The 25,386-nt window shown below is 59.6% G+C and carries 26 protein-coding genes; 18 read left to right on the top strand and 8 right to left on the bottom strand.

Features of this window, described 5'->3' with window-relative positions:
- Nucleotides 1–179 precede the first annotated feature (179 nt).
- The 3 genes from R0125_RS14510 to R0125_RS14500 form a co-directional block, all read right to left on the bottom strand.
- On the bottom strand, nucleotides 180–782 hold the full coding sequence (locus R0125_RS14510) for a Yip1 family protein (protein ID WP_248182438.1): 603 nt from the start codon (nucleotides 780–782) through the stop codon (nucleotides 180–182).
- Between the two features lie 141 nt (nucleotides 783–923).
- Nucleotides 924–2,201, bottom strand: coding sequence for an HlyC/CorC family transporter (locus R0125_RS14505; protein ID WP_248182439.1), 1,278 nt, complete (start codon nucleotides 2,199–2,201; stop codon nucleotides 924–926).
- On the bottom strand, nucleotides 2,198–2,998 hold the full coding sequence (locus R0125_RS14500) for an inner membrane protein YpjD (RefSeq protein WP_248182440.1): 801 nt from the start codon (nucleotides 2,996–2,998) through the stop codon (nucleotides 2,198–2,200). Before R0125_RS14500 ends, R0125_RS14505 begins: the two co-directional genes overlap by 4 nt.
- 177 nt (nucleotides 2,999–3,175) lie before the next feature.
- Between R0125_RS14500 and ffh the strand changes: the two genes are divergently transcribed.
- The 13 genes from ffh to ung all read left to right on the top strand — a co-directional run bounded on the left by ffh (nucleotide 3,176) and on the right by ung (nucleotide 16,653).
- Nucleotides 3,176–4,564, top strand: coding sequence for a signal recognition particle protein (gene ffh, locus R0125_RS14495; protein ID WP_248182441.1), 1,389 nt, complete (start codon nucleotides 3,176–3,178; stop codon nucleotides 4,562–4,564).
- Nucleotides 4,565–4,727: 163 nt separating this feature from the next.
- Complete coding sequence (gene rpsP / locus R0125_RS14490; RefSeq protein WP_215983574.1) at nucleotides 4,728–4,967, top strand: 30S ribosomal protein S16; 240 nt, start codon at nucleotides 4,728–4,730, stop codon at nucleotides 4,965–4,967.
- Nucleotides 4,968–4,994: 27 nt separating this feature from the next.
- A complete protein-coding gene (rimM, locus tag R0125_RS14485; protein WP_248182442.1) occupies nucleotides 4,995–5,522 on the top strand; it encodes a ribosome maturation factor RimM in 528 nt (175 codons plus the stop codon).
- 3 nt (nucleotides 5,523–5,525) lie between these two features.
- Nucleotides 5,526–6,284, top strand: coding sequence for a tRNA (guanosine(37)-N1)-methyltransferase TrmD (trmD, locus tag R0125_RS14480; protein ID WP_248182443.1), 759 nt, complete (start codon nucleotides 5,526–5,528; stop codon nucleotides 6,282–6,284).
- A 24-nt stretch (nucleotides 6,285–6,308) separates the two neighbouring features.
- Nucleotides 6,309–6,665 (top strand): 50S ribosomal protein L19, encoded by a 357-nt coding sequence (gene rplS / locus R0125_RS14475; protein WP_127330945.1) that lies wholly within the window; start codon nucleotides 6,309–6,311, stop codon nucleotides 6,663–6,665.
- A 109-nt stretch (nucleotides 6,666–6,774) separates the two neighbouring features.
- Nucleotides 6,775–7,707: a site-specific tyrosine recombinase XerD gene (xerD, locus tag R0125_RS14470; RefSeq protein WP_317238650.1), complete on the top strand. Its 933-nt coding sequence runs from the start codon at nucleotides 6,775–6,777 to the stop codon at nucleotides 7,705–7,707.
- 135 nt (nucleotides 7,708–7,842) lie between these two features.
- Nucleotides 7,843–8,589, top strand: a complete 747-nt coding sequence (locus R0125_RS14465; RefSeq protein ID WP_317238649.1) for a DsbC family protein — start codon at nucleotides 7,843–7,845, stop codon at nucleotides 8,587–8,589.
- 102 nt (nucleotides 8,590–8,691) lie between these two features.
- Nucleotides 8,692–9,993 carry a homoserine dehydrogenase gene (locus R0125_RS14460; RefSeq protein ID WP_248182446.1) on the top strand — a complete coding sequence of 434 codons (1,302 nt, stop codon included), beginning with the start codon at nucleotides 8,692–8,694 and terminating at the stop codon, nucleotides 9,991–9,993.
- A gap of 11 nt (nucleotides 9,994–10,004) precedes the next feature.
- Nucleotides 10,005–11,405, top strand: a complete 1,401-nt coding sequence (thrC, locus tag R0125_RS14455) for a threonine synthase (RefSeq protein ID WP_248182447.1) — start codon at nucleotides 10,005–10,007, stop codon at nucleotides 11,403–11,405.
- 6 nt (nucleotides 11,406–11,411) lie between these two features.
- Nucleotides 11,412–13,148 carry a single-stranded-DNA-specific exonuclease RecJ gene (recJ, locus tag R0125_RS14450; RefSeq protein WP_317238648.1) on the top strand — a complete coding sequence of 579 codons (1,737 nt, stop codon included), beginning with the start codon at nucleotides 11,412–11,414 and terminating at the stop codon, nucleotides 13,146–13,148.
- Between the two features lie 72 nt (nucleotides 13,149–13,220).
- Nucleotides 13,221–14,316, top strand: a protein-coding gene (prfB, locus tag R0125_RS14445) for a peptide chain release factor 2 (protein WP_248182449.1) whose coding sequence is annotated in 2 segments (ribosomal slippage) — nucleotides 13,221–13,292 and nucleotides 13,294–14,316 — 1,095 coding nt in all. Because the reading frame shifts where the segments join, the coding sequence is not laid out codon by codon here.
- 54 nt (nucleotides 14,317–14,370) lie between these two features.
- Nucleotides 14,371–15,903 (top strand): lysine--tRNA ligase, encoded by a 1,533-nt coding sequence (lysS, locus tag R0125_RS14440; RefSeq protein WP_317238647.1) that lies wholly within the window; start codon nucleotides 14,371–14,373, stop codon nucleotides 15,901–15,903.
- A 3-nt stretch (nucleotides 15,904–15,906) separates the two neighbouring features.
- The gene (ung, locus tag R0125_RS14435; protein WP_317238646.1) at nucleotides 15,907–16,653 is read left to right on the top strand and encodes a uracil-DNA glycosylase; all 747 of its coding nucleotides are present in this window, start codon (nucleotides 15,907–15,909) and stop codon (nucleotides 16,651–16,653) included.
- Here the strand turns inward: ung and R0125_RS14430 are convergent.
- The 5 genes from R0125_RS14430 to nadB all read right to left on the bottom strand — a co-directional run bounded on the left by R0125_RS14430 (nucleotide 16,647) and on the right by nadB (nucleotide 20,840).
- Entirely contained in the window at nucleotides 16,647–17,480 is an 834-nt protein-coding gene (locus R0125_RS14430; protein ID WP_248182452.1) for an HDOD domain-containing protein, read from the bottom strand. The two genes, ung and R0125_RS14430, sit on opposite strands and share 7 nt — an antisense overlap.
- Nucleotides 17,481–17,597: 117 nt before the next feature.
- Nucleotides 17,598–18,587: a folate-binding protein gene (locus tag R0125_RS14425; RefSeq protein WP_317238645.1), complete on the bottom strand. Its 990-nt coding sequence runs from the start codon at nucleotides 18,585–18,587 to the stop codon at nucleotides 17,598–17,600.
- A 14-nt stretch (nucleotides 18,588–18,601) separates the two neighbouring features.
- On the bottom strand, nucleotides 18,602–18,952 hold the full coding sequence (locus R0125_RS14420; protein ID WP_317238644.1) for a hypothetical protein: 351 nt from the start codon (nucleotides 18,950–18,952) through the stop codon (nucleotides 18,602–18,604).
- Nucleotides 18,936–19,190: a succinate dehydrogenase assembly factor 2 gene (locus tag R0125_RS14415; RefSeq protein WP_248182456.1), complete on the bottom strand. Its 255-nt coding sequence runs from the start codon at nucleotides 19,188–19,190 to the stop codon at nucleotides 18,936–18,938. The genes R0125_RS14420 and R0125_RS14415 overlap by 17 nt, the downstream gene beginning before the upstream one ends.
- Nucleotides 19,191–19,235: 45 nt before the next feature.
- On the bottom strand, nucleotides 19,236–20,840 hold the full coding sequence (gene nadB / locus R0125_RS14410) for an L-aspartate oxidase (RefSeq protein ID WP_248182457.1): 1,605 nt from the start codon (nucleotides 20,838–20,840) through the stop codon (nucleotides 19,236–19,238).
- A 131-nt stretch (nucleotides 20,841–20,971) separates the two neighbouring features.
- Between nadB and rpoE the strand changes: the two genes are divergently transcribed.
- The 5 genes from rpoE to R0125_RS14385 all read left to right on the top strand — a co-directional run bounded on the left by rpoE (nucleotide 20,972) and on the right by R0125_RS14385 (nucleotide 25,306).
- Nucleotides 20,972–21,658, top strand: a complete 687-nt coding sequence (gene rpoE / locus R0125_RS14405; protein WP_282448356.1) for an RNA polymerase sigma factor RpoE — start codon at nucleotides 20,972–20,974, stop codon at nucleotides 21,656–21,658.
- A gap of 15 nt (nucleotides 21,659–21,673) precedes the next feature.
- The gene (locus R0125_RS14400) at nucleotides 21,674–22,240 is read left to right on the top strand and encodes a sigma-E factor negative regulatory protein (protein ID WP_317238643.1); all 567 of its coding nucleotides are present in this window, start codon (nucleotides 21,674–21,676) and stop codon (nucleotides 22,238–22,240) included.
- 25 nt (nucleotides 22,241–22,265) lie between these two features.
- Nucleotides 22,266–23,300, top strand: coding sequence for a MucB/RseB C-terminal domain-containing protein (locus tag R0125_RS14395; protein ID WP_317238642.1), 1,035 nt, complete (start codon nucleotides 22,266–22,268; stop codon nucleotides 23,298–23,300).
- Nucleotides 23,297–23,764: a SoxR reducing system RseC family protein gene (locus tag R0125_RS14390; RefSeq protein ID WP_317238641.1), complete on the top strand. Its 468-nt coding sequence runs from the start codon at nucleotides 23,297–23,299 to the stop codon at nucleotides 23,762–23,764. Before R0125_RS14395 ends, R0125_RS14390 begins: the two co-directional genes overlap by 4 nt.
- 90 nt (nucleotides 23,765–23,854) lie before the next feature.
- Complete coding sequence (locus tag R0125_RS14385) at nucleotides 23,855–25,306, top strand: DegQ family serine endoprotease (protein WP_317238726.1); 1,452 nt, start codon at nucleotides 23,855–23,857, stop codon at nucleotides 25,304–25,306.
- Nucleotides 25,307–25,386 lie beyond the last annotated feature (80 nt).

Below are 25,386 nucleotides of genomic sequence, written 5' to 3'. Positions count from 1 at the left end.
GCCTCAACCGGATACATGACCGAGCTTACTGACTCATATTCTCATTATCGGTTAAATCTACCGCATTTTTACAGTTGGTAACACGACTAATTGATCACAAAAACGTTTTGCATAAAAAAATCAGGGGCACCCTGAAGGGTCCCCCGATGTCGAATGCTCTCTGCCGGCTGTGCCGGAGATCAGCTGATGTACACCGGCCCGAGACCAACGCTCCAGATCACCACGCTGATTGCGAGCAGGGCAACCAGCATGACGAGGCCCACCGTCAGCACGGATGAGGCAAACATGAAGCCCCTGTCTTCCGGAATTTTCATCAGGATCGGCAGGCCCTCATACAGCAGGTAGACGGCATAGCTCACTGCAACCAGGCCCACGGCCATGTTCACCCAGACGTTGGGGTAGGCCGCGATCACGCCGAGCAGGAACATGGGGGTGGCGGTATAGGCGGCCAGGGTTACGCCTCGGGGCGTGCGGTCTTTGACTTCGTAGGTGGCTGCAAAGAAGTCGATGAATTTACCGAGCACATAGATGCCGGATAGCATGGCCGCGTAAAACAGCACGGAGAGTTGCAGTCCGCTGGCCACCGTAAGGCGGGTAACGGCGCCATCACCGATCTGCCAGCCCACCTGGGTGGTGCCGATAAAACCGGCTACTGCCGGTATTAGCGCAAGAATAAGTATGTGACCGATATAGAGTTTACTGACGGACTCGGAATCCTGGCGAATGGCTTCCCATTCACGATCAGGGTGGGTGAGCAGACCAACAGTGTGTGTCAGGCTCATGGATAGACTCCTTGTGATTGTTGTTATGTCGCACGCCACCTCAGTCTTGGTGTAATGGGGGTGGCGGTCAAGGAGATGGTTAAATTTTGATCTTCTAACCCGGCCCGGAATATAACCAAACGATCTATGCCGGGCGTGGGGTTACAGTCGGCCGCGCTTCTTGCGGCGGCCGGGATGGACAATTGCCGCCTTGACCACGTTGTCCTTGATTTGCAGTACTTCGATGCGGTGTCCGGCGACCTTCAGGCACACGTTGGTTTCCGGGATGTTCTCCAGGGTTTCGGTGATCAGGCCGTTCAGGGTTTTTGGCCCGTCCGTGGGCATCTTCCATCCCAGGGTTTTGTTGATGGTGCGCAGGGCGGTGGCACCGTCGATGATAAAGGTGCCGTTGTCCTGGGGGATGATGTCCGGGCTGGTGGCCGCGTAATCGGTGGTGAATTCGCCAACGATCTCTTCAAGGATGTCCTCAAGGGTGGCCAGGCCCAGCACGTCGCCGTACTCATCGACAACGATGCCGAACCGGCGCTTGCCTTTCTGGAAATTGATCAGCTGGGTGTTCAGTGGTGTGCTTTCGGGAACGAAGTACGGCTCCTGGCACAGTTGCAGGATCATGTCCTTGTTGATGTCCTCCTGCAGCAGCAGCTTGGAGGCGCTGCGCAAGTGAAGAATGCCCTGAATGCTGTTGATGTCGCCACGAAAAACCGGCAAGCGCGTGTGCTGACTGCTGCGAAGCTGGCGCAGAATAGTGTCCAGGTCGTCATCCAGGTCGATGCCGACGACATCGTTGCGGGGCACCATGATGTCGTTGACCGTAACGCTCTCCAGATCAAGGATGCCCACCAGCATATCCTTGTGCTTGGCCGGGATCAGGGCGCCTGCCTCATTAACCACGGTGCGGAGTTCCTCGCGGCTGAGGTGATCATTGGCGGCATCGTCCGGAGAAATGCCCAATACCTTGAGAATGGCGCCGGTAAACAGGTTCACCGCCCATACGAGGGGGTACAGGATTTTCAGCAGGGGGCCGAGGATATGGCTGGCTGGAAACGCGATTTTTTCCGGGAACAGCGCTGCCAGGGTTTTCGGGGTGACCTCGGCGAAAATCAGGATCACCAGTGTCAGCAGTAGGGTGGCGATGGCAATACCCGCGTCCCCCCACACACGAATGGCAATAACGGTGGCAATGGACGAGGCAAGAATGTTGACGAAGTTATTGCCGATCAGGATAACGCCGATCAACTGGTCGGTGCGCTGCAACAGGCCCTGTGCGCGTTTGGCGCCCTTGTGGCCGGTTTTCGCCATATGCTTGAGCCGATACCGATTCAGCGACATCATGCCGGTTTCTGAGCTCGAGAAAAACGCAGACAATACGATCAGGCCGACCAGAATGCTGAACAGCACCGTCAGTGAGGTTTCATTCATCGGTGGAACACCAGCTCAAGAACGAATTTGCTGCCGTAAAACGCCAGCATCAGCAAGGCGCAGCCGGCAAGAGTCCAGCGGCTGGCTGTAATGCCACGCCAGCCTTTGGTGTAGCGGCCGACCAGTAGCGCCACAAAAACCACCAGTGACAGCAGGGAGAACGCGGTTTTGTGGGCCAGGTCCTGGGCAAACAGGTCCTCTATGAAGAGAGCGCCGGTGACAATGGCCAGTACCAGCATCACCACCCCCGCCCACACCATCTCGAACAGCAGGGACTCCATGGTTTGCAGCGGTGGCAGGTTGCGCACCAGCACACTGTTGTAATTGTGCTTCAGCTGGCGGTTCTGGAAATAGAGCAGTGTGGCCTGAATCGCGGCCAGGGTAAAAAGGCTGTAGGCGGTGACCGACAGGGCGATGTGTGAGAGCATGCCGTAGCTGTCTTCGGAGACCAGTCGCGACGGTGAATGCGTCACCAGCGACACGATGATGGCCAGTCCGGCCATGGGGTAGGCCACCAGAAACAGCGACTGCACCGGTTTGCGAAGATTGAGGCCGAGCAGCAGAAACACGATCAACCAGGAGATCAGTACCGAACTCTGGAAAAAGCCGAAGTCGAAGCTGGCTTCCCGGTGCACGGTCTGGGCGATCAGCAAACCGTGCCCGGTCAGGGCCAGAATGCCGATCAGCGTGGTGATGGCCAGATTAGTGTGTACGCGGCCTCTAAAGCTCAGGGCCTGCAGGGCGGTGCCAATGCTGTACAGAAAAAGAGAGGTGACCGCGAGAATCAGCGTTCCCATGACTTCCTTTAACCACTGTCTGACTGGGGATCGGCGTATCAAGTCACCGATTTGACCGGGCTGGTCGTTTCAGGGCGATAGTCTGGTTATAATGTCGCGATTATGCAACAGGAATCAAGGAGCCGGGGCGGCTCCTGGGTTCATGCACTCAATTTATCCGGGGTACGGAAGAGCCACATGTTTGAGAACCTTCAAGACCGACTTTCCGGCAGCTTGCGCAAGATTTCCGGTCAGGCGCGGCTTACCGACGACAATATAAAGGACACGCTGCGCGAGGTGCGCATGGCGCTGCTGGAGGCGGATGTCGCCCTGCCGGTGGTCAAAGCCTTTATCGAAGGTGTCCGTGAGCGCGCCGTGGGCCAGGAAGTACAGCGCAGCCTGACGCCGGGTCAGGTGTTTGTGAAGGTTGTCCAGCAGGAGCTCGAGCGGGTCATGGGAGAGGGGAACGAATCCCTCAACCTGGCAGTGCAGCCCCCCGCGGTGATCATGATGGCGGGCCTGCAGGGTGCGGGTAAGACCACCACCGTCGCCAAGCTGTCGCGATTGCTGAAAGAGCGCCACAAAAAATCCGTCATGGTGGTTAGCGCCGATATTTATCGCCCGGCGGCGATCCGCCAGTTGGAAACGCTGGCCGGAGAGGTGGGCGTCGAGTTTTTCCCAAGCTCGGCGGACCAGGACCCGGTCGATATTGCCGAGGGCGCCATTGCAGCGGCCCGCAAGAAGCACATCGATGTGGTCATTCTCGATACCGCCGGTCGTTTGCATGTCGACGAGCAGATGATGGGCGAGATCGGTCGCCTGCATAAGGCGGTCAATCCGGTGGAGACCCTGTTTGTGGTTGACGCCATGACCGGCCAGGATGCTGCCAACACCGCCAAGGCGTTCAATGACGCGTTGCCGTTGACCGGCGTGGTGCTGACCAAGACGGACGGTGACGCCCGTGGCGGTGCTGCGCTGTCTGTCCGTCACATCACCGGTAAGCCCATCAAGTTCCTGGGGGTGGGTGAGAAGTCCGACGCACTGGAGCCGTTTTATCCTGACCGGGTTGCGTCGCGCATTCTCGGCATGGGCGATGTGCTGTCACTGATCGAGGAAGCCGAGCGCAAGCTGGATCAGAAGAAAGCTCAGAAGCTCACGACCAAGATCAAGAAGGGCAAGAGTTTTGATCTGGAGGACTTCCGCGACCAGTTGCAGCAGATGAAAAGTATGGGCGGCATCGCCGGATTGATGGACAAGCTGCCGGGCATGGGCCAGATGGCGCAGGTGGCGCAGAAACAGGTCAATGACAAGTCCATGGGGCAGATGGAAGCGATTATCTGCTCGATGACGCCCAAGGAGCGCCGCTATCCGGATGTGATCAACAATTCGCGCAAGCGCCGCATCGCCTCCGGTTCCGGTACCCAGATTCAGGATGTGAATCGTCTGCTCAAGCAGCACAAGCAGATGCAGAAAATGATGAAGAAATTCGGCAAGAAGGGCGGTATGGCCAACATGATGCGCGGCCTGGGTGGCATGATGCCTCCCGGTGGCGGAGGCGGTGGTATGCCGCCATTTGGTCGTATGTAGAAAGCCGTACACAGAAAACCGGGTTTCACTGAGTTTCCCTGTTTTCATCGGCGCTTTTTTAGCATAGAATAGCGCCCCTTTCGAGTATGGGTCTTCACGCCGGCCACTGTATGGCCAGTGTGAATCGTACAAAGTTCGTACAACAGAACAGGATATTGGTTAAATGGTAACAATCCGTTTGGCTCGCGGCGGCTCCAAGAAGCGCCCGTTCTATCACCTGACAGTCACCGACAGCCGCAAATCCCGCGACGGTCGTTTTATTGAGCGTGTTGGTTTCTTCAACCCGATTGCCCGTGGTCAGGAAGAGCGTCTGCGTGTAGACCGTGATCGCGTTGAATTCTGGCTCGGCCAGGGTGCACAGACCAGCGATCGCGTTGCCCAGCTGCTTAAAGGCGCTGAGTAAGTTCGTATTTGTTCCGGGGTTCAAGGCATGACACAGCATTCGCAGGAAACTGTGATCGGCCGGATAACCTCGGTGTTTGGGGTCAAGGGATGGCTGAAAGTCTTCTCGTTCACCGACCCCAGGGAAGGAATTCTCAATTACCGCGACTGGACGCTGGATCTGGACGGTAAGCGAATTCCGGCCACGCTTGAGGAAGGTCGTCGCCAAGGGCAGGGGATCGTCGTCAGGCTCAAAGATATTAGTGATCGTGATGTCGCCCACCGATATTGTGGCGCGGAGATCAGAGTGCCAACCGCTGAACTGCCGGCGCTGCCCGAAGGGGAGTATTACTGGCATCAGCTGGAAGGTCTCGACGTGTTTACCGTCGACGACGAGTGTCTGGGCGCGGTACATCATCTGATCGAAACAGGCTCCAACGATGTTCTGGTCGTGAAGTCCAGTGCGGCTTCCATCGACCAGCGCGAGCGGCTGATTCCTTACCTTCCGGACCAAGTGGTCCGGGACGTGGATCTGGCCTCCCGGCGCATGGTCGTAGACTGGGACCCGGAGTTCTGACGGGTGTGGATTGGCGCAGTCAGTCTGTTCCCGGAGATGTTCGGTGCGGTGACGGAGTTCGGTATTACCGGCAGGGCAGCACGTGATGGTCTTCTGACCTTCAAGAGCTGGAATCCCCGGGACTTTACCCACGATCGCCATCGTACAGTGGATGACCGGCCCTATGGCGGCGGCCCGGGCATGCTGATGAAAATTCAGCCGCTGCGGGATGCAATCCATGCGGCCCGGGAGTCGGCACCTGGCGAAGCCTGTGTGGTGTATCTCTCGCCGCAGGGCGAAACCCTGAACCAGTCGGTGGTTGAGTCGCTTGCGGCGCAAGAGCATCTGATTTTGGTGGCGGGGCGCTATGAGGGTGTCGATGAGCGCCTGATATCGGCGGAAGTCGATCGGGAAGTGTCGCTGGGGGACTTTGTTCTGTCTGGCGGCGAACTGGCAGCCATGGCTGTGATTGATGCGGTTACACGCCTCATCCCCGGAGCGCTGGGTCATGCGCAGTCGGCCGAACAGGACTCGTTCGCCGACGGTTTGCTGGATTGTCCGCACTACACTCGGCCCGAGGTTTACGAAGGTCAGGCGGTGCCGGATGTTTTGTTAGGCGGTCACCATGATCAGATCCGGCGTTGGCGGCTCAAGCAGTCGCTGAGGCGAACCCGGGAGCGACGCCCCGACCTGCTGGAACAGCGGGTGTTTACGGACGAAGAGCGTGAGCTGCTGGAAGAAATTTTAAACGAACCGGGTGCCTCTGAATCATCAGGGCATTAAAAGATTGGGTATCAGGAGCAAACGATGAGCGGCAAGAACAACATCATCAGTCAACTTGAAGCAGAACAGATGACCAAGGAAATCCCTGCGTTCGCGCCGGGTGATACCGTGGTTATCCAGGTTCGCGTAACTGAAGGCAACCGTGAGCGTCTGCAGGCGTTCGAAGGTGTTGTTATCGGTAAGCGTAACCGCGGCATGAACTCTTCCTTCACTGTGCGTAAGATTTCTTATGGCGTAGGTGTTGAGCGTACGTTCCAGACTCACTCCAAGCTGATCGATAGCATCAGCGTGAAGCGTCGCGGTGACGTGCGTCAGGCCAAGCTTTACTACTTGCGCGACCTGTCTGGTAAGGCAGCTCGTATCAAGGAAAAGCTGGGCTGATCAGCGTACGCTGGGCAGATAGCTTGAGAAAAAGGCAGCCACTGGCTGCCTTTTTCGCGTCTGGCTGTTATAAAACAGTGGATCGCTTATCCGATGTCCGGGTGTTCCCATGGTAGTGAAGCGCAGAATCCGCCCAGAGCTCCGGCCCGAAGACGAGGCCGTTATCAGCCGTTTCACCGATGCCATCTGGCTGGAGGACGGGCTGGGTGAGAAAACCCGTATGGCTTACCGCAGTGATCTTGAGCGTCTTGCGGCCTGGCTGGCGGAGCAGCCGGGCCAGCCTCTGCTGACGGCTGTTCGTCGTCTCGATTTGCTCGCCTGGATCTCCCGCGGTCTGGCGGACGGTGCCAAGACGTCCACGGCGGCTCGTCGGCTGTCCGGGTTGCGCCGTTTTTACCGCTACCTTCTGCGCGAGGGGGTGGTGCGTGAAGACCCGACGCTGCAGATCGACAGCCCTCGCCTGCCCAGGCGGTTGCCCGACTCCCTGTCCGAGGAGGATGTGGATGCCTTGTTGGCGGAGCCTGATTTGGACAAGCCCATCGAGCTGCGAGACAAGGCCATGCTGGAAATCCTCTACGGCTGTGGTTTGCGAGTGTCGGAGTTGACGGAGTTACGGGTAGATCAGGTGAATTTGCGCCAGGGTGTGGTGCGCATCACCGGCAAGGGTGGCAAGGAGCGACTGGTGCCGCTCGGCGAGGAGGCCATCGACTGGCTGGTTCAGTATATGAAGCAAGGCCGGGGTGAGTTACTGAAGGGTCGGCCTTCTGACGCGCTGTTTCCGGGTAACCGACCGGTGGCGATGACGCGCCAGACGTTCTGGCACCGGATTCGCCATTACGCCCTGCGGGCCGGTATTCGCAAGCACCTGTCTCCGCATACGTTACGGCATGCTTTTGCAACGCACCTGTTGAATCACGGGGCGGATCTGCGGGTGGTGCAGATGTTGCTCGGCCACTCGGACCTCTCCACCACGCAAATCTATACCCACGTTGCCCGTCAGCGTTTACAGTCCCTGCATCAGGCTCATCATCCCCGTGGCTGAAGTGGCCGCTTTCGGGTAAGGTTGGTAGCCCGGGTTCGGGGTCTGAACTTTGGCGGCGTCAGCGTGTCGCAATAGACTGTCACGGCGCACGGTCTGTTGGCCGGGTGCATTTGTTAACTGAGAGCGGAAGTCCCTATGTTTGCCAGAAATCTGATCAAATCCACACTGTCCATTCTGTTGCTGATGGCCGGTCTGATTGGCGTGCCCGCTGCCACTGCCGGTGAAACCGAGGATGCCATTGCGGAACGGCTGACCAAGGCCGTTCCGGGCCTCCGCATTTCGGAAGTGCGCGAGTCTGAGGCGCCGGGTCTGTACGAAGTCGAGAGCAACAACGGTGACACCATTTACACCACCAAAGACGGTGGCTACCTGCTGACCGGTGATCTTCTGCAGATTACCGAGAGCGGCATCGCCAACGTGTCCGAACGGAATCGCGCCGATCAGCGCAAAAAGCAGATGGCGGCGTTCGGCAACAAGGGCTTGATCAGCTTTCCTGCGGACGGCGAGGAAAAAGCGGAAATTGCCGTGTTCACCGATATCGACTGCCCCTACTGCCGGAAAATGCACGACGAGGTGCCGGAGCTGAACCGCTATGGTATCACCGTGCACTACTATGGTTTTCCGCGTTCCGGTCCCAACACCTCATCGTTCAACAAATACGTCTCGGTATGGTGCAATCAGGATCAGCGGGGAGCCATGGACGACGCCAAGGCGGGCAAGAGGATTGAGGGCGCCAGCTGCGACAACCCGGTGCGTGAGCAGTATAATCTCGGCGGCCAGGTAGGTGTCACCGGCACCCCGGCCATCGTCCTGGAGGACGGTAACATGGTGCGTGGTTACGTTCCGGCGAAGCAACTGGCCGAGGGCCTCGGTCTCCTGTAATTCGGGGCTTATTCAGTGTGCTCTTAACCGGTATACTATCGCCCCTTGAAACAAGCCCAAGAAAACCCATCAGCACCCCCAAGCGGGACCAGAGGTGAAAGTTTGAAAGACGTCAGTGTCGGAATCTGCGGATTGGGAACCGTCGGCGGCGGTACGTTCAACGTGCTGACCCGCAATGCCACGCTCATTGCCGGCCGGGCCGGCTGCAACATCCGGATCAGCCGGGTTGCCAGTCGAACCCGTCGTGATGATATCGATCTGGGCGACACGCCGTTCAGTACCGACATTTTTGACGTGGTCAACGATCCCGCCATTGACGTCGTGGTGGAGCTGATTGGTGGGTATGAAACCGCTCGCGAACTGGTGCTTGCCGCCATTCGCAACGGTAAGCACGTGGTGACGGCCAACAAGGCACTGATCGCGGTGCACGGTAACGAGATATTCGACGCCGCCGAGAAAGCAGGTGTTATTGTCGCCTACGAAGCCGGTGTGGCCGGTGGCATCCCGGTGATCAAGGCGGTGCGCGAGGGCATGGCCGCCAACCGTATTGACTGGATCGCCGGGATTATCAATGGCACCGGCAACTACATCCTCACCGAAATGCGCGCCGGCCGCGAATTCGCCGAGGTGCTGAAGGAGGCCCAGGACCTGGGCTACGCCGAGGCAGACCCCACCTTCGATGTGGAAGGCATCGACGCTGCACACAAGCTGACCATTCTGGCGTCAGCAGGTTTCGGCGTGCCGCTGCAGTTCGAGAAAGCTTACACTGAGGGGATCTCACAGATCACACCCTACGATATTGCCCATGCTGAACTGCTGGGCTATCGCATCAAGCACCTGGGCATCGCCCGGCGTCGTGACGATGGCATCGAGTTGCGGGTCCATCCCACTCTGGTGCCGCGAAGCCACCTGATCGCTCAGGTAGACGGCGTTCTCAACGCGGTACTGGTGGACGGCGATGCTGTCGGCCAGACCATGTACTACGGGCCGGGCGCCGGCGACGAGGCTACCGCGTCCGCGGTGATTGCCGATATTGTTGATGTGGCCCGTACCGTGGCTGCCCAGAGCAGCCAGCGGGTGCCGTATCTCGGCTTCGATCCGTCAGCGCTGGAAAATCTTGACGTGCTGTCCATGGAAGACGTGCAGTCTGCCTACTACCTGCGTATCACCGCGCTGGATCGTCCCGGTGTGCTGGCCAAGGTGGCGTCCATCCTGAGCGAGCATGGCATCAACATCGAATCGATCATGCAGAAAGAGTCGGAGCTGAAAGACGGCCGCATCCCGGTCATTATCCTGACTCATACGGTTCAGGAGCGGCAGATCAACCGCGCCATTGAGGAACTGGAAGCACTGACCGACATCGACGGTCAGGTGGTACGCATCCGCGCTGAAAACTTTAACTGACAGGTACGCACGTGAGATACATCAGTACACGGGGCGAAGCACCCGCACTGGGCTTTGAAGAGGTTCTGCTGACGGGGCTGGCGACCGATGGCGGCCTGTATGTGCCGGAGTCGCTGCCGCATTTCAGTCTGGAAGAAATTCGCAGCTGGCGTGGCTTGTCCTACAGCGAACTGGCGTTCAATGTCATGTACCCGTTTGTGGACGACGCCATCCCCGCCGATGATTTCCGCACGATGCTGGACGAAACCTACAGCGTGTTTGCCCATCAGGCAGTGGCGCCGCTGGTTCAGCTCGACAGCAACGAATGGGTTATGGAACTGTTCCGCGGCCCGACCCTGGCGTTCAAGGATTTTGCGCTGCAGCTGCTGGGTCGTCTGCTGGACTACGTGCTGGAAAAGCGCCAGCAACACGTGGTCATCATGGGGGCGACGTCCGGCGACACCGGCTCCGCCGCGATCGAGGGCTGCCGTCGTTGTGAACACGTAGACATCTTCATTCTTCACCCCCACGAGCGGGTGTCCGAGGTGCAGCGTCGCCAGATGACCACGGTCAAGGGTGACAACATCCATAACATCGCGGTGCGCGGCAATTTTGACGACTGCCAGCGCATGGTCAAAGAGAGCTTCGGCAACCAGTCGTTCCTCGGTGGCAAGACCCAGTTGGCGGCGGTGAACTCCATCAACTGGGCGCGGATCATGGCCCAGATCGTCTATTACTTTCAGGCGTCACTGGCGCTGGGTGGGCCAGATCGCAGCATGGCGTTCTCGGTTCCGACAGGCAATTTCGGTGACATTTTTGCCGGCTATCTCGCCAGGAAAATGGGGCTGCCGATTTCCCAGCTGGTGATCGCCACCAACCGCAATGACATTCTTCATCGCTTCATGAGTGGCAACAAATACGAGCAGCACCAGCTTGAGCAAACCCTGTCGCCGAGCATGGACATCATGGTGTCGAGCAATTTCGAGCGCCTGCTTTTCGATCTGCACGGCCGCGATGGCGCTGCTGTCAAGCTGTTGCTGGAGAACGCCACCAAGGGCCCGGTCAGCATCGAAGACTATCGCTGGCGTCATGCCCGCAAGCTGTTTGACAGTGATGCGGTGGACGACAAGGCCACTTGCGATACCATTCGCGAGATCTTTGATCGCAACGAATACCTGCTTGACCCTCACACCGCCATCGGTGTGCGCGCAGCGCGCAACTGTCGCCGTGACCAGGCCGTGCCGATGATCACCCTCGGCACCGCACATCCGGCCAAGTTCCCGGATGCCATTGCCGAATCCGGACTGAGCGTGACGCCCGAATTGCCGGCCCACATGGCGGACCTGTTCGAGCGGGAAGAGCGCTACACGGTGTTGGACAACAACATCGCGGGTGTTCAGGAATTCATCGCCAAGAACTGGAAGAATACCTGACCCGGTATGACCCCCAAAAAGATCCTGCGTCGCCCCCAGCCTGAGCTTCTTAACGGCTGGGGGCAAAACCTGCCTCCGCTGCTTCGCCGGCTCTACGCTGCTCGGGGCGTCATCTCTGACGATCAGCTCAGCTACACCTTGAAGCACCTGGCTTCGCCGCTGGCGTTGCGTGGTATTGATCGCGCGGTCGAACTGCTGGCGCAAGCCATTGCCGGCCAGCAACGGGTCATGATTCTGGGCGATTTCGACGCGGACGGTGCCACCAGCACCGCGGTCGCCATGCTCGGGCTGTCGATGCTTGGCCTGAAAAGCATTGATTTCCGCGTGCCGAGCCGGTTCTCCGACGGCTACGGTCTGACGCCGGGCATCATCCATCGTCTGCAGGACGAAGGCGAACTGCCCGATCTGATGGTGACGGTGGATAACGGCATTGCCGCCGTGGAAGGTGTTCGCGCGGCGAAAGAGCTTGGCATTCGTGTGGTGGTTACTGATCACCACCTGGCGGGCGACACGCTGCCGGAGGCAGACGCCATCGTGAACCCCAACCAGCCGGGCTGCCCGTTCCTCAGCAAACATGCCGCCGGCGTTGGCGTGATGTTCTATGTGCTGACTGCCCTGCGCAAGCACCTGCGAGAGCAGGGCAGGTTGCCGGAACCGCAGCCTAACCTCGGTACACTGCTGGATCTGGTGGCGTTGGGGACCGTGGCCGACGTAGTGCCGCTGGATCACAACAACCGTATTTTTGTTGAGCAGGGGCTGCGCCGCATACGTCAGGGCGAAGCCCGCCCCGGTATTCTGGCACTGCTGGAAGTAGCGGGGCGCGATCACACGGCCATCAGCTCTACCGACCTGGGATTCGTGGTGGGGCCGCGCCTCAACGCCGCCGGCCGATTGGACGACATGAGCATCGGCATTGCCTGCCTGCTGGCCGACAGCCCGGATGAGGCGCGCCGTCTGGCGGCAGAACTGGACAGCTTTAACCGCGAACGCCGCACCATCGAGAAGGACATGAAAGCTCAGGCCCAGGATCTGCTGGCCTCCATGTCCCTGGATCTGGAGGGCCTGCCCTGGGGCCTGGCGCTGTTTGATCCCGACTGGCATCAGGGCGTGATCGGTATTCTCGCCGCCCGCATCCGCGAACAGACCCATCGCCCGACGGTAGCGTTTGCTGCCGATGACAACGGTAAAGACATTAAAGGCTCGGCCCGCTCCATCCCCGGACTGCATATCCGTGACGCACTCGCGGTGGTGGATGCCAGGCATCCCGGCCTGATGAAAAAATTCGGTGGCCACGCCATGGCCGCTGGCATGACGCTGGCCCGGGCAGACCTGGATACCTTCTGCGAAGCCTTCGACAAAGCCGTACGGGATACCCTTACCGCGGAAGACCTGGAAGCCACCATCGTCACCGACGGTCCGTTGACCAGCCAGGAGCTGAACCTCGACACCGCCACCCTGCTCAAGCGTGCGGGCCCCTGGGGACAACATTTCCCGGAGCCACTGTTCGATGGCGAATTCCGTGTGGTCAGCCAGCGCATCGTGGGTGAAAACCACCTGAAACTGGTGCTCCAGCCCGTGGACGGCAACGGCATCGTCGATGCCATCGCCTTTAATACTGGTCCCGAAGTGCCGGACTACACCAGAACCGGGGCCAGAGTGGTTTATAAGCCGGACTCGAATACGTTCAGAGGTCGAACCAACCTGCAGCTGCTGGTAGATTATCTGGAACCGCTGACCTGCTGATTTACCCACAGAATTCCGGTAGAATTCCGCCTCTGATTTTACTCTCCATTTTCAAGAGCGAGTAAGGGTTTCATGGAAATTAATCCCATTGTGACGAAGATTAAAGACCTTCGTGAGCGCACTGAAGCGCTCAGGGGGTATCTTTGACTACGATCAGCGCAGTGAACGACTGGTCGAAGTAGAACGGGAACTGGAAATGCCCAAGGTGTGGGACGATCCCGAGCGCGCCCAGGCCCTGGGCAAGGAGCGTTCGGACCTTGAGCTGATTGTGCGCACCATCGACAACCTCACCTCCGGTCTCGAAGACGCCGATGGGCTGCTGGAGATTGCCGCCGAGGAAGAGGACGAGGGCACCGTGGCGGAAATTGAAGCCGACCTGGAAGGCCTCGACAAGGAACTGGAAAAGCTCGAGTTCCGCCGCATGTTCTCCGGCGAGATGGACGCCAACAACGCCTACCTGGACATCCAGGCCGGCTCCGGCGGCACCGAAGCCCAGGACTGGGGCAACATGCTGCTGCGCATGTACCTGCGCTGGGCAGAGCGTCGCGGATTCAAGGCTGAAATTGTCGAATTACAGGAAGGGGAAGTGGCCGGTATCAAGAGCGCCACGGTCCACATTCAGGGCGACTATGCCTACGGCTGGCTGCGGACCGAGACCGGTGTTCACCGTCTGGTACGGAAGTCTCCATTCGATTCCGGCAACCGCCGCCACACCTCGTTCTCATCGGTCTTTGTATCGCCGGAAGTGGACGACAGCTTCGTAATCGAAATCAACCCGTCTGACCTGCGGGTGGATGTTTACCGGGCCTCCGGCGCCGGCGGTCAGCACGTCAACCGGACCGAGTCCGCCGTGCGGCTGACCCACAACCCCACGGGTATCGTGGTGGCCTGTCAGGCTGGCCGAAGCCAGCACCAGAACAAAGACCAGGCCATGAAGCAGCTGAAAGCCAAGCTGTTTGAGCGCGAGATGCAGGAGCGCAATGCGGAGAAACAGAAAGCCGAGGACGCCAAGGCCGATATCGGATGGGGCAGCCAGATTCGTTCCTACGTGCTGGACGACAGCCGCATCAAGGACTTGCGCACCAAGGTGGAGACCAGCAATACCCAGTCGGTGCTGGATGGTGATATCGACAAGTTCATCGAAGCCAGCCTGAAGATGGCGCTGTAACCTGGCGCCTTCGCCACGCTAACCCGGACAATTCGCGATTTTTAGTGAGCCAACATGACTGAACAAACCCAGAACGCACTGCACGAGGACAACAAGCTCATTGCCGAGCGTCGCGCCAAGCTGTCAGAGATGCGCGAGCAGGGCAATGCCTTCCCCAATGACTTCCGTCGCGACGCCACCGCTGCCGAGCTGCAGGCCAAATACGGTGACAAAAGCAAGGAAGAGCTTGAGTCCCTCGGCATCACCGTGGCCATTGCCGGCCGCATGATGCTCGATCGCAAAGCGTTCAAGGTGGTTCAGGACATGACCGGCCGCATTCAGATCTACGCGCCGAAAGAGGTCCAGAAAGACACCAAACACTGGGATCTGGGCGATATTGTTGGCGTGCGCGGTATTCTGTGCAAATCCGGAAAGGGCGATCTGTATGTGAGCATGGACGAGTACACCCTGCTTACCAAATCCCTGCGGCCGTTGCCGGAAAAGCACAAGGGCCTGACCGATACCGAAGCCCGTTACCGCCATCGCTACGTCGATCTGATGGTCAACGAGGACAGCCGCCGGGTGTTTTACGCGCGCTCGAAGATCATCAGCGTGATGCGCCAGTACTTCACCGAACGGGATTTCATGGAAGTGGAAACACCGATGTTGCAGGTGATCCCCGGTGGCGCGACGGCAAGACCCTTCGTGACCCATCACAACGCCCTGGGCATCGACATGTACCTGCGGATCGCGCCGGAGCTGTTCCTCAAGCGCCTGGTGGTGGGTGGTTTTGAGCGGGTGTTCGAGATCAACCGCAACTTCCGTAATGAAGGGCTTTCCACCCGTCACAACCCGGAATTCACCATGGTGGAGTTCTATCAGGCGTACGCAGACTACAACGACCTGATGGACCTGACCGAGGATATGTTGCGGACCATCGCCCAGAAAGTGCTGGGTACCACCACCGTGGTGAACACCCGCACCCTCAAGGACGGCGAAGAAGAGGCCGTCGAGTACGATTTCGGCAAGCCGTTCGAGCGCCTGACCGTGGTTGATGCCATCCTGCGTCACAACCCGGACGTGACGGCGGAACAGATCGCAGATGAAGCAGGTGCGCGCCAGGTAGCGAAAGACCTGGGCATTCACATCAAGAATGGCTGGGGCCTGGGCAAGGTGCAGATCGAGATCTTCGAAGCCACGGCGGAGCATCGTCTGGTACAGCCAACCTTTATTACCGACTACCCGAAAGAAGTGTCGCCACTGGCCCGCTGCAAGGATAACGATCTGTTCGTTACCGAGCGTTTTGAATTCTTTGTCGGTGGACGCGAGATCGCCAACGGCTTCTCGGAGCTGAACGACGCCGAAGATCAGGCCGAACGCTTCCAGGCCCAGGTGGCCGAGAAAGACGCCGGCGACGACGAGGCCATGTTTTACGACGAAGACTACGTCATGGCGCTGGAGTACGGCCTGCCGCCCACCGCCGGTGAAGGCATCGGCATTGACCGCCTGGCGATGCTGCTGACCAATTCTCAGTCCATTCGCGACGTCATCCTGTTCCCGGCCATGCGTCCGGAACACAAGGCAGACGCCCGCAAAGACGAGGGCTGATCCATGGCCCTGGTTGAGGTGCTGGCCAGTCAGCTCAGGCCCGACCGCGGCTGGAGCGAGCATCTCGAAGCGGAGTTCCGCCAGCCCTATATGCAGGCGCTGGCGGATTTCCTGGCCGCCGAGGAACAGGCCGGTAAAACCCTGTTCCCGGCCAGCCACCACTGTTTTAATGCCCTGAACAGCACACCGCTGGACCAGGTCCGCGTCGTGATCCTGGGGCAGGACCCCTACCACGGCCCCGGTCAGGCTCACGGCCTGTGTTTCTCCGTCCGCCCGGACGTCCCGCCGCCGCCGTCACTGGTGAATATCTTCAAGGAAATTCGCGAGGACCTGGGCATCGAGCCGCCGGACCATGGCTGCCTGCAACCCTGGGCAGAGCAAGGCGTGTTGCTGCTCAACAGCGTACTGACCGTGGTGCAGGGGCAGGCCGGTGCCCATCAGGGCAAAGGCTGGGAAACGTTTACCGACAGGGTGATTGAAACCGTCAACCGGGAACGGCAGGGGGTGGTGTTTTTGCTCTGGGGCAGCTACGCCAAAAAGAAGGGCCAGCACATTGACCGTAGCCGTCATCATGTTCTGGAAGGCTCGCACCCGTCACCGCTGAGCGCTTACCGGGGGTTTTTCGGTTGTAAGCATTTTTCTCGCGCCAATGACTGGCTCAGGCAAGAGGGGCTGGAGCCTGTAGATTGGTCACTTCCAACCCGGTCTGAGTTATTCGGGCGCTATAAGCCCACTCCGAAAAGTTACTGAAGCAACGCCATAGCCGCTTCCATCTGAGCGTTCAGATCCTCTTCCTCATTCATGTTGGTGTCCGGATCAATACCCAGCCGCCCGAATGCCGTCACGGTATGCCAATCCATCTCCGTCCACGGATGCGCCGAGCCGGCCACCAGTTGCAGGTTGGCCACCATCACCAGGTCAGCGAAATCCGCAGCCGGAACTTCACGCTGGAAACTGGCGTACTCCAGCGGTACGTTCTGGAGCTCCTTCGGGAAATCCCACTTCTTCAGGATTGCCGCACCCAGGCGTGGGTGCAGCTCATCCACCACGTTGTCCAGCATGATGCTGCTGATCTGAATGTCCTGATCTTCCACATAGCGCAGGATCGGTAACACGCCGATCAGGTGAACCAGCCCGGCGAGCGTGGCCTGATCGGGTTTCAACCGGGTGTAATGCTGGGCGAGCACGTGGCACACACCAGCCACTTCTGTGCTGGTCTGCCAGGTGGCCCGCAGGCGCTTGTCGATCATGTCGGAGGTGGCCTGGAACATCTGCTCCATCGCCAGCCCCATGGCCAGGTTGCTGGTGTAGGCCATGCCCAGCCGGCTCACCGCCATATTGAGATTCTCAATAGCTCGGCTCCCGCGGAACAGGGGGCTGTTGCACACGCGAATGATGCGGGCAGAGAGTGCGGTATCGTTGCTGATCACTTTGACCAGATCCATAATCGCCGAGTCCTCGGACTCGGCGATCTCCCGCACCTGTAGGGCAACTTCCGGCAGCGTGGGAAGCACCAGCTTGTCGTTGTCGATCGCACTGATCAGATCATTCTTGATGGTTTCAACAATATTCGACATGGTCAGTTGAGGTCCGTCGTTTGGAATCCAGCTGTCCGTCCGGAGGCCGGGCGGGCACGAAAATAGTCAGATATATGAAGTACCTTATAGCAAAAACCCGACCGCTTGCCTGTCAACTTATGTATCTGATTTGTTTGCGGCGTTCTGCTCCGGCACCGGGTAGGGCAGTCCGAGACGGCGCAGGGAGGGCCCCGAGGTGGATTCAAGGTGAAGAGACCCCTCGGCGGCATCGTGGCGAATCACCGCAAGACATTGCGCGGAGTCGTCTGCAAGAACTACGCTGCTGATCACTTCGCCCACCGACTTGCCGTCAGCAAGGACAGCCGTTCCGGGCGCGGGTGGGGTTTCCAGGCCTTCAGCTGAAAAACGGAACAGGCTTTTTTTCAACTGACCGAGAAAGTGCATGCGGGCAATAACCTCCTGCCCGGTGTAACAGCCCTTCTTGAAGTGAACGCCGCCCACGTGTTGCCAGTTGAGCATTTGCGGAACATAGGTTTCCAGAGTGTCCGGGGTCAACGTGGCGATGCCGGCGGCAATTTCAGCGGCGCGCCAGTTGACAGGCGAAGTCTGCTGCTCGGTGGACAGCTGGGCAATGGCAGGGTCAGCCGGCTGCCAGAGCTCGTAACGTAGCAGCCCTTCGGCGGTGTCCTCGGTGCGGATCAGGTGCTCGGCATCAAGCGTCAGGCTGGCACCAGGTTGGTCCAGCTCGCTGATCCGGTCCGGGCAGAGCTGCTCGGCGAGCCCGTGCCCCATAATGCCAAGGATGCGGGCGTCGTCGAGCACCCGCATCTCGGTGCCACGGAACAGCATCAGATACTTGCGCAGCTGGGCACTGATGGTGTCGACGAGAACGTCCGGTACTGCCATCAGGACGTCGTCGCCATCGCGCACCAGTCTGGTCAGGCAGTAGGCCCGACCTTTCGGGGTGCAGGCGGCGGCCCGGGGAGAGAAGGTCGCGGTGACGTCCGCCAGATTCTGGCTGAACTGTCCCTGCAGGAACTTGTCCGTGCCGGGGCCGGAGATGCGGATCAGTCGTTGATCGTCCGCAACGGCCCAGGCCGAGGCTGGCAGCGGCTGACTCGCGACCTGGCTGGTTGAGTCTGTCATAAAACACTCCCGGTTCAGGTGGTGCTGGCGGGTGTACGTCTGGTCTGGCCCAGCCGTAGCCACATCCGCAGGCGACGGAATTCGTCACTGGCGACATTGCGGAAATGGGGGCCAAAGTCGACCAGAACCACCAGATGTGACTGGGATCTGGCGTCCCGACTACGAATTTTCAAGAGGGTGAGGTGCCTGCCGATGCGACTTTCATTGGCAACGGACACCGGCTTTGGCTCTCCGGCCCGGACGCCGGCATATAACTGACCCTGTTCGACCTTCAGCCGGGTGACCGCATTGCAGGCGCACAAGATCCGTGAGAACCAGGGGCTGGCACTTTCGGGCCGGAGGTGCAGGTCAATCCGGCTGGACACGATTGACGATCATATCCACGATGCGCTGAAGATCCGGGTCTTCAGGACGGCTGCGTTGCATGAACCACTCGAACATGTCGGTGTCTTCGCAAGTCAGCAGCTTTTCATAGCGAGCCTGATCGTCCGCGGGTAAATCGCGATAGACCTCCTCCACGAAAGGAACCAACAGTACATCCAGTTCCAGCATTCCCCGGCGGCTATGCCACCACAGGCGTTTGTACTCGGTGTTTTCAGACATTCGGCTTCTCGTTTCAGTCGGCGATTGTGACACGGATCGGCTGTGTCAGGGTGATGGTGTTCTGTAGGTTGTGGGGAACAGCACCGTGTCCTGGGGCTCATTCTGCAATCCGGGGAAGTCCAGTGTGTAATGAAGCCCACGGCTCTCACTACGCTGGAGGGCGGAGCAGATGATCAGGTCCGATACCGTCACCAGGTTGCGGAGCTCAAGGAGGTCATTGGTGACCCGGTAGTTGCTGTAGAACTCGCCAATCTCCCGCGACAGCAGATCCACCCGGTGTTTGGCCCGCTGCAAGCGCTTGGTGGTACGCACGATACCTACGTAATCCCACATGAAATGGCGCAGTTCGTCCCAGTTGTGGGAGATTACCACGTCTTCGTCAGAATCCCGCACCTGACTTTCGTCCCAGTCCGGCACGGGGGGCGGAGGTGGAATGTCAGCTTCGCGGCGGGCAATGTCCGCGGCGGCTGCCTGGCCGTATACCAGGCATTCCAGCAGGGAGTTGCTGGCCATGCGATTGGCGCCGTGCAGGCCGGTGAATGCCGCTTCTCCGACCGCATATAACTGATTGATGTCGGTGCGGGCGCGTTCGTCACTGACGATGCCGCCACAGGTGTAGTGTGCCGCCGGTACCACGGGAATCGGTTCGCGGGTGACATCAATGCCGAATTCCAGGCACTTCTCAAAGATGGTCGGAAAGTGATGCTTGATGAAGTCGGCGGGTTTGTGGCTGATGTCCAGGTACAGGTGGTCTGCACCGAGGCGTTTCATTTCATGGTCAATGGCGCGGGCCACGATGTCCCGCGGCGCCAACTCGCCGCGTTTGTCGAATCGGTCCATGAAGCGGGTGCCGTCGGGCAGCCTCAGAACCCCGCCTTCACCCCGCACGGCCTCGGTGATCAGGAACGACTTGGCATGGGGATGATACAGACAGGTCGGATGGAACTGGTTGAATTCCATGTTGGCGACCCGGCACCCGGCCCGCCACGCCATGGCAATGCCATCGCCGGAAGCGCCGTCAGGGTTCGTGGTGTAGCGATAGGCCTTGCTGGCGCCCCCGGTAGCGACTACCGTAAACCGCGCGCGCACCAGCTCCACGTGGTTGTCTGTCAGATTCAGAATGTAGGCGCCCACGCAACGATTGCCCGGCAATGAGAGTTTGCGGTTGGTGATGAGATCCACCGCCACGCGACCGGAAAACAGAGTAATGTTGGCTTTCGCCTGGGCCTGGGCCGCCAGTGTGGTGGACACCGCGTGGCCGGTTGCATCCGCGGCGTGAATGATGCGCCGGTGGCTGTGACCGCCCTCCCGGGTCAGATGGTATTGGGCGTGTTCGTCGCGGGTGAAATCGACCCCGGAATCGATCAGCCAGTTGATGCTTTTCTTGCCATTTTCGACGGTGAATCTCACCGCGTCTTCGTGGCACAGTCCGGCGCCGGCGTCCAGCGTGTCCCGGATGTGGTTTTCCAGGGAATCCTCGTCGTCGAGCACCGCGGCAATGCCGCCCTGTGCCCAAAGGGTAGCACCACTGCTGATGTCGGCCTTGCTGACTACGCAGACACTGAGGTGCTCCGGCAGATTGAGTGCAACCGTCAGGCCGGCAGCGCCGCTGCCGATGATCAGAACATCGAATTCGTGAGACTGTGGCATTGGGTCGTTATCGCGGGCCATAATGTGGACGTGTATTGAACTAAACTTTACGCTTGCTGTCTATTTGCCCTGACGAGGGCTTGCCCCTGCAGGGCTTATGCCCGTTCACTGAGCGGACGCCGGACAGCACCATGACGCAAACCAATTCCAGGCAGGCAGGCCAGTTGGCCATCCACAAAGAGCGCCCCGGCACCCCGTCCATGACTCCGGATACTGATCAGCAAAACGGCGATACGCCCGACAGTCAGACCGACCTCCAGCTCGTACGCAAAGTACGCCACGGCGATCGCTCTGCCTTTGACCTGCTCGTGGTCAAATATCAGTCACGGGTGGCATCGATCATCAGCCGGTATGTTTACGACAGCCAGGAAGTGCTGGACCTGACCCAGGAAACCTTCGTGAAAGCGTTCCGCGCCATCGACCGCTTCCGCGGTGACAGCGCCTTTTACACCTGGCTTTACCGGATCGCGGTCAACACGGCGAAGAATTTTCTGGAATCCCGGGGCCGCCGCCCCCAGGGTAGTGCCGATTCCGCCGAAGCAGAAAACTACGAGGATGGTTCACGCCTGCGGGATAACGCCTCACCGGAGAAGCTGCTGCAACGGGAGCAGTTGCAGCAGGCGCTGGGGCGGGCCATCTCGGGTTTGCCGGAGGAACTCCGCTCGGCTTTCCTGCTCAGAGAATATGATGGCCTGAGTTATGAGGACATTGCACGAATTCTGGAATGCCCGATAGGTACTGTGCGGTCGCGGATATTCCGAGCCCGGGACGCTGTTGACAAGCAGCTGGGCCCATTACTCAATAATTCCCTGACGTGAATGAGGTTGCATCCGATGGATGATCGTCTCAAAGAAACACTCTCTGCCATGATGGATGACGAAGCTGATGAGCTGTCGGTTCGGCGTTTGTTGTCCCATGATGAACAGAGCGATGTCCGCGCCCAGTGGCAACGCTGGCAACAGGTACGGGATCTCATGCACCTGGGGCATGTGCCCACCGATACGGTTGATGTCAGTGCCGGCGTCAGGCGAACTCTGGCCGGCCGGCGGGACGAGGTCGCGGAATCCAACACGCGCACTGATTCGGTTTCCCGGCGCTGGCGTTGGCCGGCGGTGGCGATGGTCAGTCTCGCTCTGATTGTCGGGTTTGGCGCGGGCGCTGGCTGGGAATCCTCCGTGCCGGACCGTGAGGTTGCCGGGTTTGCCAGTGCCGGAACAACGGTGTCTGACAGCGCGCCTGCCGACCCTGTGCAGGAAGTCGCGCTGCAGGGTCTTGACGAGGAGCAATGGGAGCATCTGAGCCGCTATCTGCTCGAGCATGCCCAGCACAACAGTGTCGGCGCCGGGCGTGGCTCGGTCGGATATGCGCGATTGGCGAGTGCCTCCGCAACGGCCTACTAGTGAGTATTCAGGAGTGCATTGATTGATGTTGAGCTGGCAGTCTGTTTTCCGGTGTTTCGGAGGTATCAGCTTCCGCCCTTTGGTTCTGGTGGTGGTGTGTTTTTCGGCCGTCGTGCAGGCCGAAGAACTCGCAGACGCTGAGCCCCGGACGGCCGAGCAATGGCTGGAACGCCTGGGGCCGGCCCTGAACATGACGTCGTACCGCGGGGTGTTTGTTTACGCCCGCGGCGACCAGGTCAGTTCGCTTCAGATTGCGCACCGGTACCGTGATGGCATGGTGGAAGAGCGCCTGGTGCTGCAGGACGGGGGCAGCGGTGAGATTGTGCGCAAAGGCATGCGGGTGGTGTGTGTGCTGCCCGATCAGGGCCGTGTTCAGCTGGATCAGGTGATTCCTTCCGGGCCCTTTGCGGACGCATTTTCCAGTCAGGTGACGCCGGTCATCCGCTGGTACACTCCCGAGCTGATTGGCGAAGACCGTGTGGCGGGCTATGACGTGGTGAAGATTGGCCTGAAAGCCCGCGACGAGCATCGTTATAGTCATCGCCTCTGGCTTGAGAAATCCAGTGGCCTGCTGGTCAAGAGTCATGTGCGGTCAGTTCATGACGATGTGCTGGAGCACTTCCAGTTCACCAGCCTGGAAATCACCAAAAATATTCTTGATTCTGAGCTGGAGGTGCAAACCCGAGGGCTCGAAATCGAGCGGGATCTGGCAAAAGAACCGGTGACTTCGCCGGCGCCCAGAATGGACGGTTGGGTGCTGCGCTGGCAACCCGAAGGTTTCATTGCAGCGGCGGCCCCCCGCTCCGGCAAGGGGCAGGCGGTGGCGTTTTCCGACGGTCTGGCGGCATTTTCGGTATTTGTGGAGCCCGCAGGACGTATTTCCATGCCCACCGGCGCCTCCAGGATCGGCGCGACCACCGTCTATATCAACCAGCTTCAGGCTGGTGATCAGCCGTTCATGGTGACGGTGGTGGGTGAGGTGCCTCCGACTACCGCAAAACGCGTGGCGGAATCGGTGGAGATTGATGATGCCCTGGCCTTTGAGACAGCAGAACGATGATTAGCGAATCGGGAAAAGTGGTGGGGGTTGATGGTGACCGGGTCTGGGTGCAAACCATTCGCAACAGCGCCTGCCAGAGTTGCTCGGCCCGACAGGGTTGTGGTCAGCGCGTTCTGGCCAGCGCGACCGGTGGCCGGGCTAACCAGATCCGGGTGTTGAATCGCCTCAATGCGCAGGTCGGTGATGATGTCACGCTCGCCATCGAGGAGACCGCGTTGCTGAGGGCGTCGCTTCTGGTTTACGCCATGCCCTTGTTGTTGATGGTGGCCGGCGCCATGATCGGGCATCAGCTGTCTGGCGGTGAGGATCTCATCGCCATGGTGGGTGCGGGGGTGGGCCTTGGCGCCGGTTTTTTACTGGCGCGGCGTGCCCAGCGCAGGTCAGCGGATCAATATGAGCCCCGCATGACCCGGATTGTGTCCGCCACCGTGCTGGAGGCGCCGGCCAATCCTACTGTTTTTTAAGTTGAAAATCGTTGGTGTGACCACAAAATGACGGTAACGTTCTGATAAGCAGGGGGTCGTTAGATGTTAACAAGAAGTAAAGAGCGTGCAATGCCGATGTGGAGTGGTGCCAGTGCTCTCACCGCCCTGGCACTCGTGTTAAGCCTGGTCATGTCGCTGCTGTGGTCTCAGTCGGCACAGGCCCGCAGCCTTCCCGATTTTACCGAACTGGTGGAGGACAATTCCGGCGCCGTGGTCAACATCAGTACCACGAGTGCGCCGACGCGGGGCTCGGGTGGCGCTTATCCGGGACTGCCTTTTGATGAACGCCAGTTCGAGCAGTTGCCGGAGTTTTTCCAGGATTTTTTCCGGGGTCCCCAGTCACCTTTTGGTAACAGCCCGGGGCGCTCCGAACCTCGCCGCTCCATGGGGTCGGGGTTCATTGTGTCCAGCGACGGCTATGTCCTCACCAACAACCACGTAATTGAAGGCGCAGATGAAATTGTCGTGCGCCTCAGCGACCGCCGGGAACTGCCGGCCAGACTGGTAGGCACCGACCCCCGATCCGACATGGCGGTGTTGAAAATCGAGGACGGCGACGACCTTCCGGTTGTGAAGGTGGGGCGCTCGCAAAACCTGAAAGTGGGTGAGTGGGTCTTGGCGATCGGTTCGCCTTTCGGGTTTGACTACACCGTGACCGCCGGCATTGTCAGTGCGCTCGGCCGCTCATTGCCGACCGAGAACTACGTGCCATTCATCCAGACCGACGTTGCCATCAATCCGGGCAACTCCGGTGGCCCGCTGTTCAATCTCGACGGCGAAGTGATCGGTATCAACTCCCAGATTTATACCCGCTCCGGCGGTTTCATGGGCGTTTCCTTTGCCATTCCCATCGATGACGCGATGAACGTGTTCCGCCAGATTCGTGACCAGGGATCGGTGGCGCGCGGCTGGTTGGGCGTGCTGATTCAGGAAGTGAACCGTGACCTGGCCGAGTCGTTTGGCCTCAAGCGGCCGCGGGGCGCGTTGATCGCTGAAGTGATGTCCGGATCGCCGGCGGAGGCCGCCGGGCTGCAGTCGGGGGATATCGTGTTGGCGTATGATGAGGACCCGGTTGAACTGTCATCGGATTTGCCGCCCATGGTCGGTCGCACGCCAGTGGGAGACACCGCTGAGCTGACGGTATTGCGGGAAGGTCGGGAAATGACCCTGGATGTGGAAATCGGCAAGTTGCCGGAGCCGGGTGAGCAGCTCGCCAACGCGCCGTCTGGGTCAACCAACGGGCCGGCTTCTGCACCTTTGGGGCTGCGGGTTGAACCCCTGCCGGCAGAGCTCGCGGGTTCCACCGATCTCAAGGCCGGTGTGCTGGTGTCCGAGGTGGGCCCGGGTCCCGCGCGCGAGGCTGGTATTCGTCCACAGGATGTCATCACCGAGATTCACCGCAAGCCGGTGGATTCCGTGGCCGCCTTCGGCCGGGTGATCGACGAACTGCCGGCGGACCGCGCCGTCTCCGTTCGCATCGTGCGCCAGGGACGCGCCATCTATCTGGTCATGAAACCCTGACCCGTCTCGGGTCTGGTCCCGGGATCCTGTCCGGTCAGGACAGGGTCCGGGCCTTTTGATATACTCCTTCGACCAAAAAA

Source organism: Marinobacter sp. M-5 (genome assembly GCF_032911545.1).
Lineage (GTDB): Bacteria > Pseudomonadota > Gammaproteobacteria > Pseudomonadales > Oleiphilaceae > Marinobacter > Marinobacter goseongensis.
The sequence above is the reverse complement of the archived record's forward strand: the minus strand, read 5'-3'. Positions and strand labels throughout refer to the sequence as shown.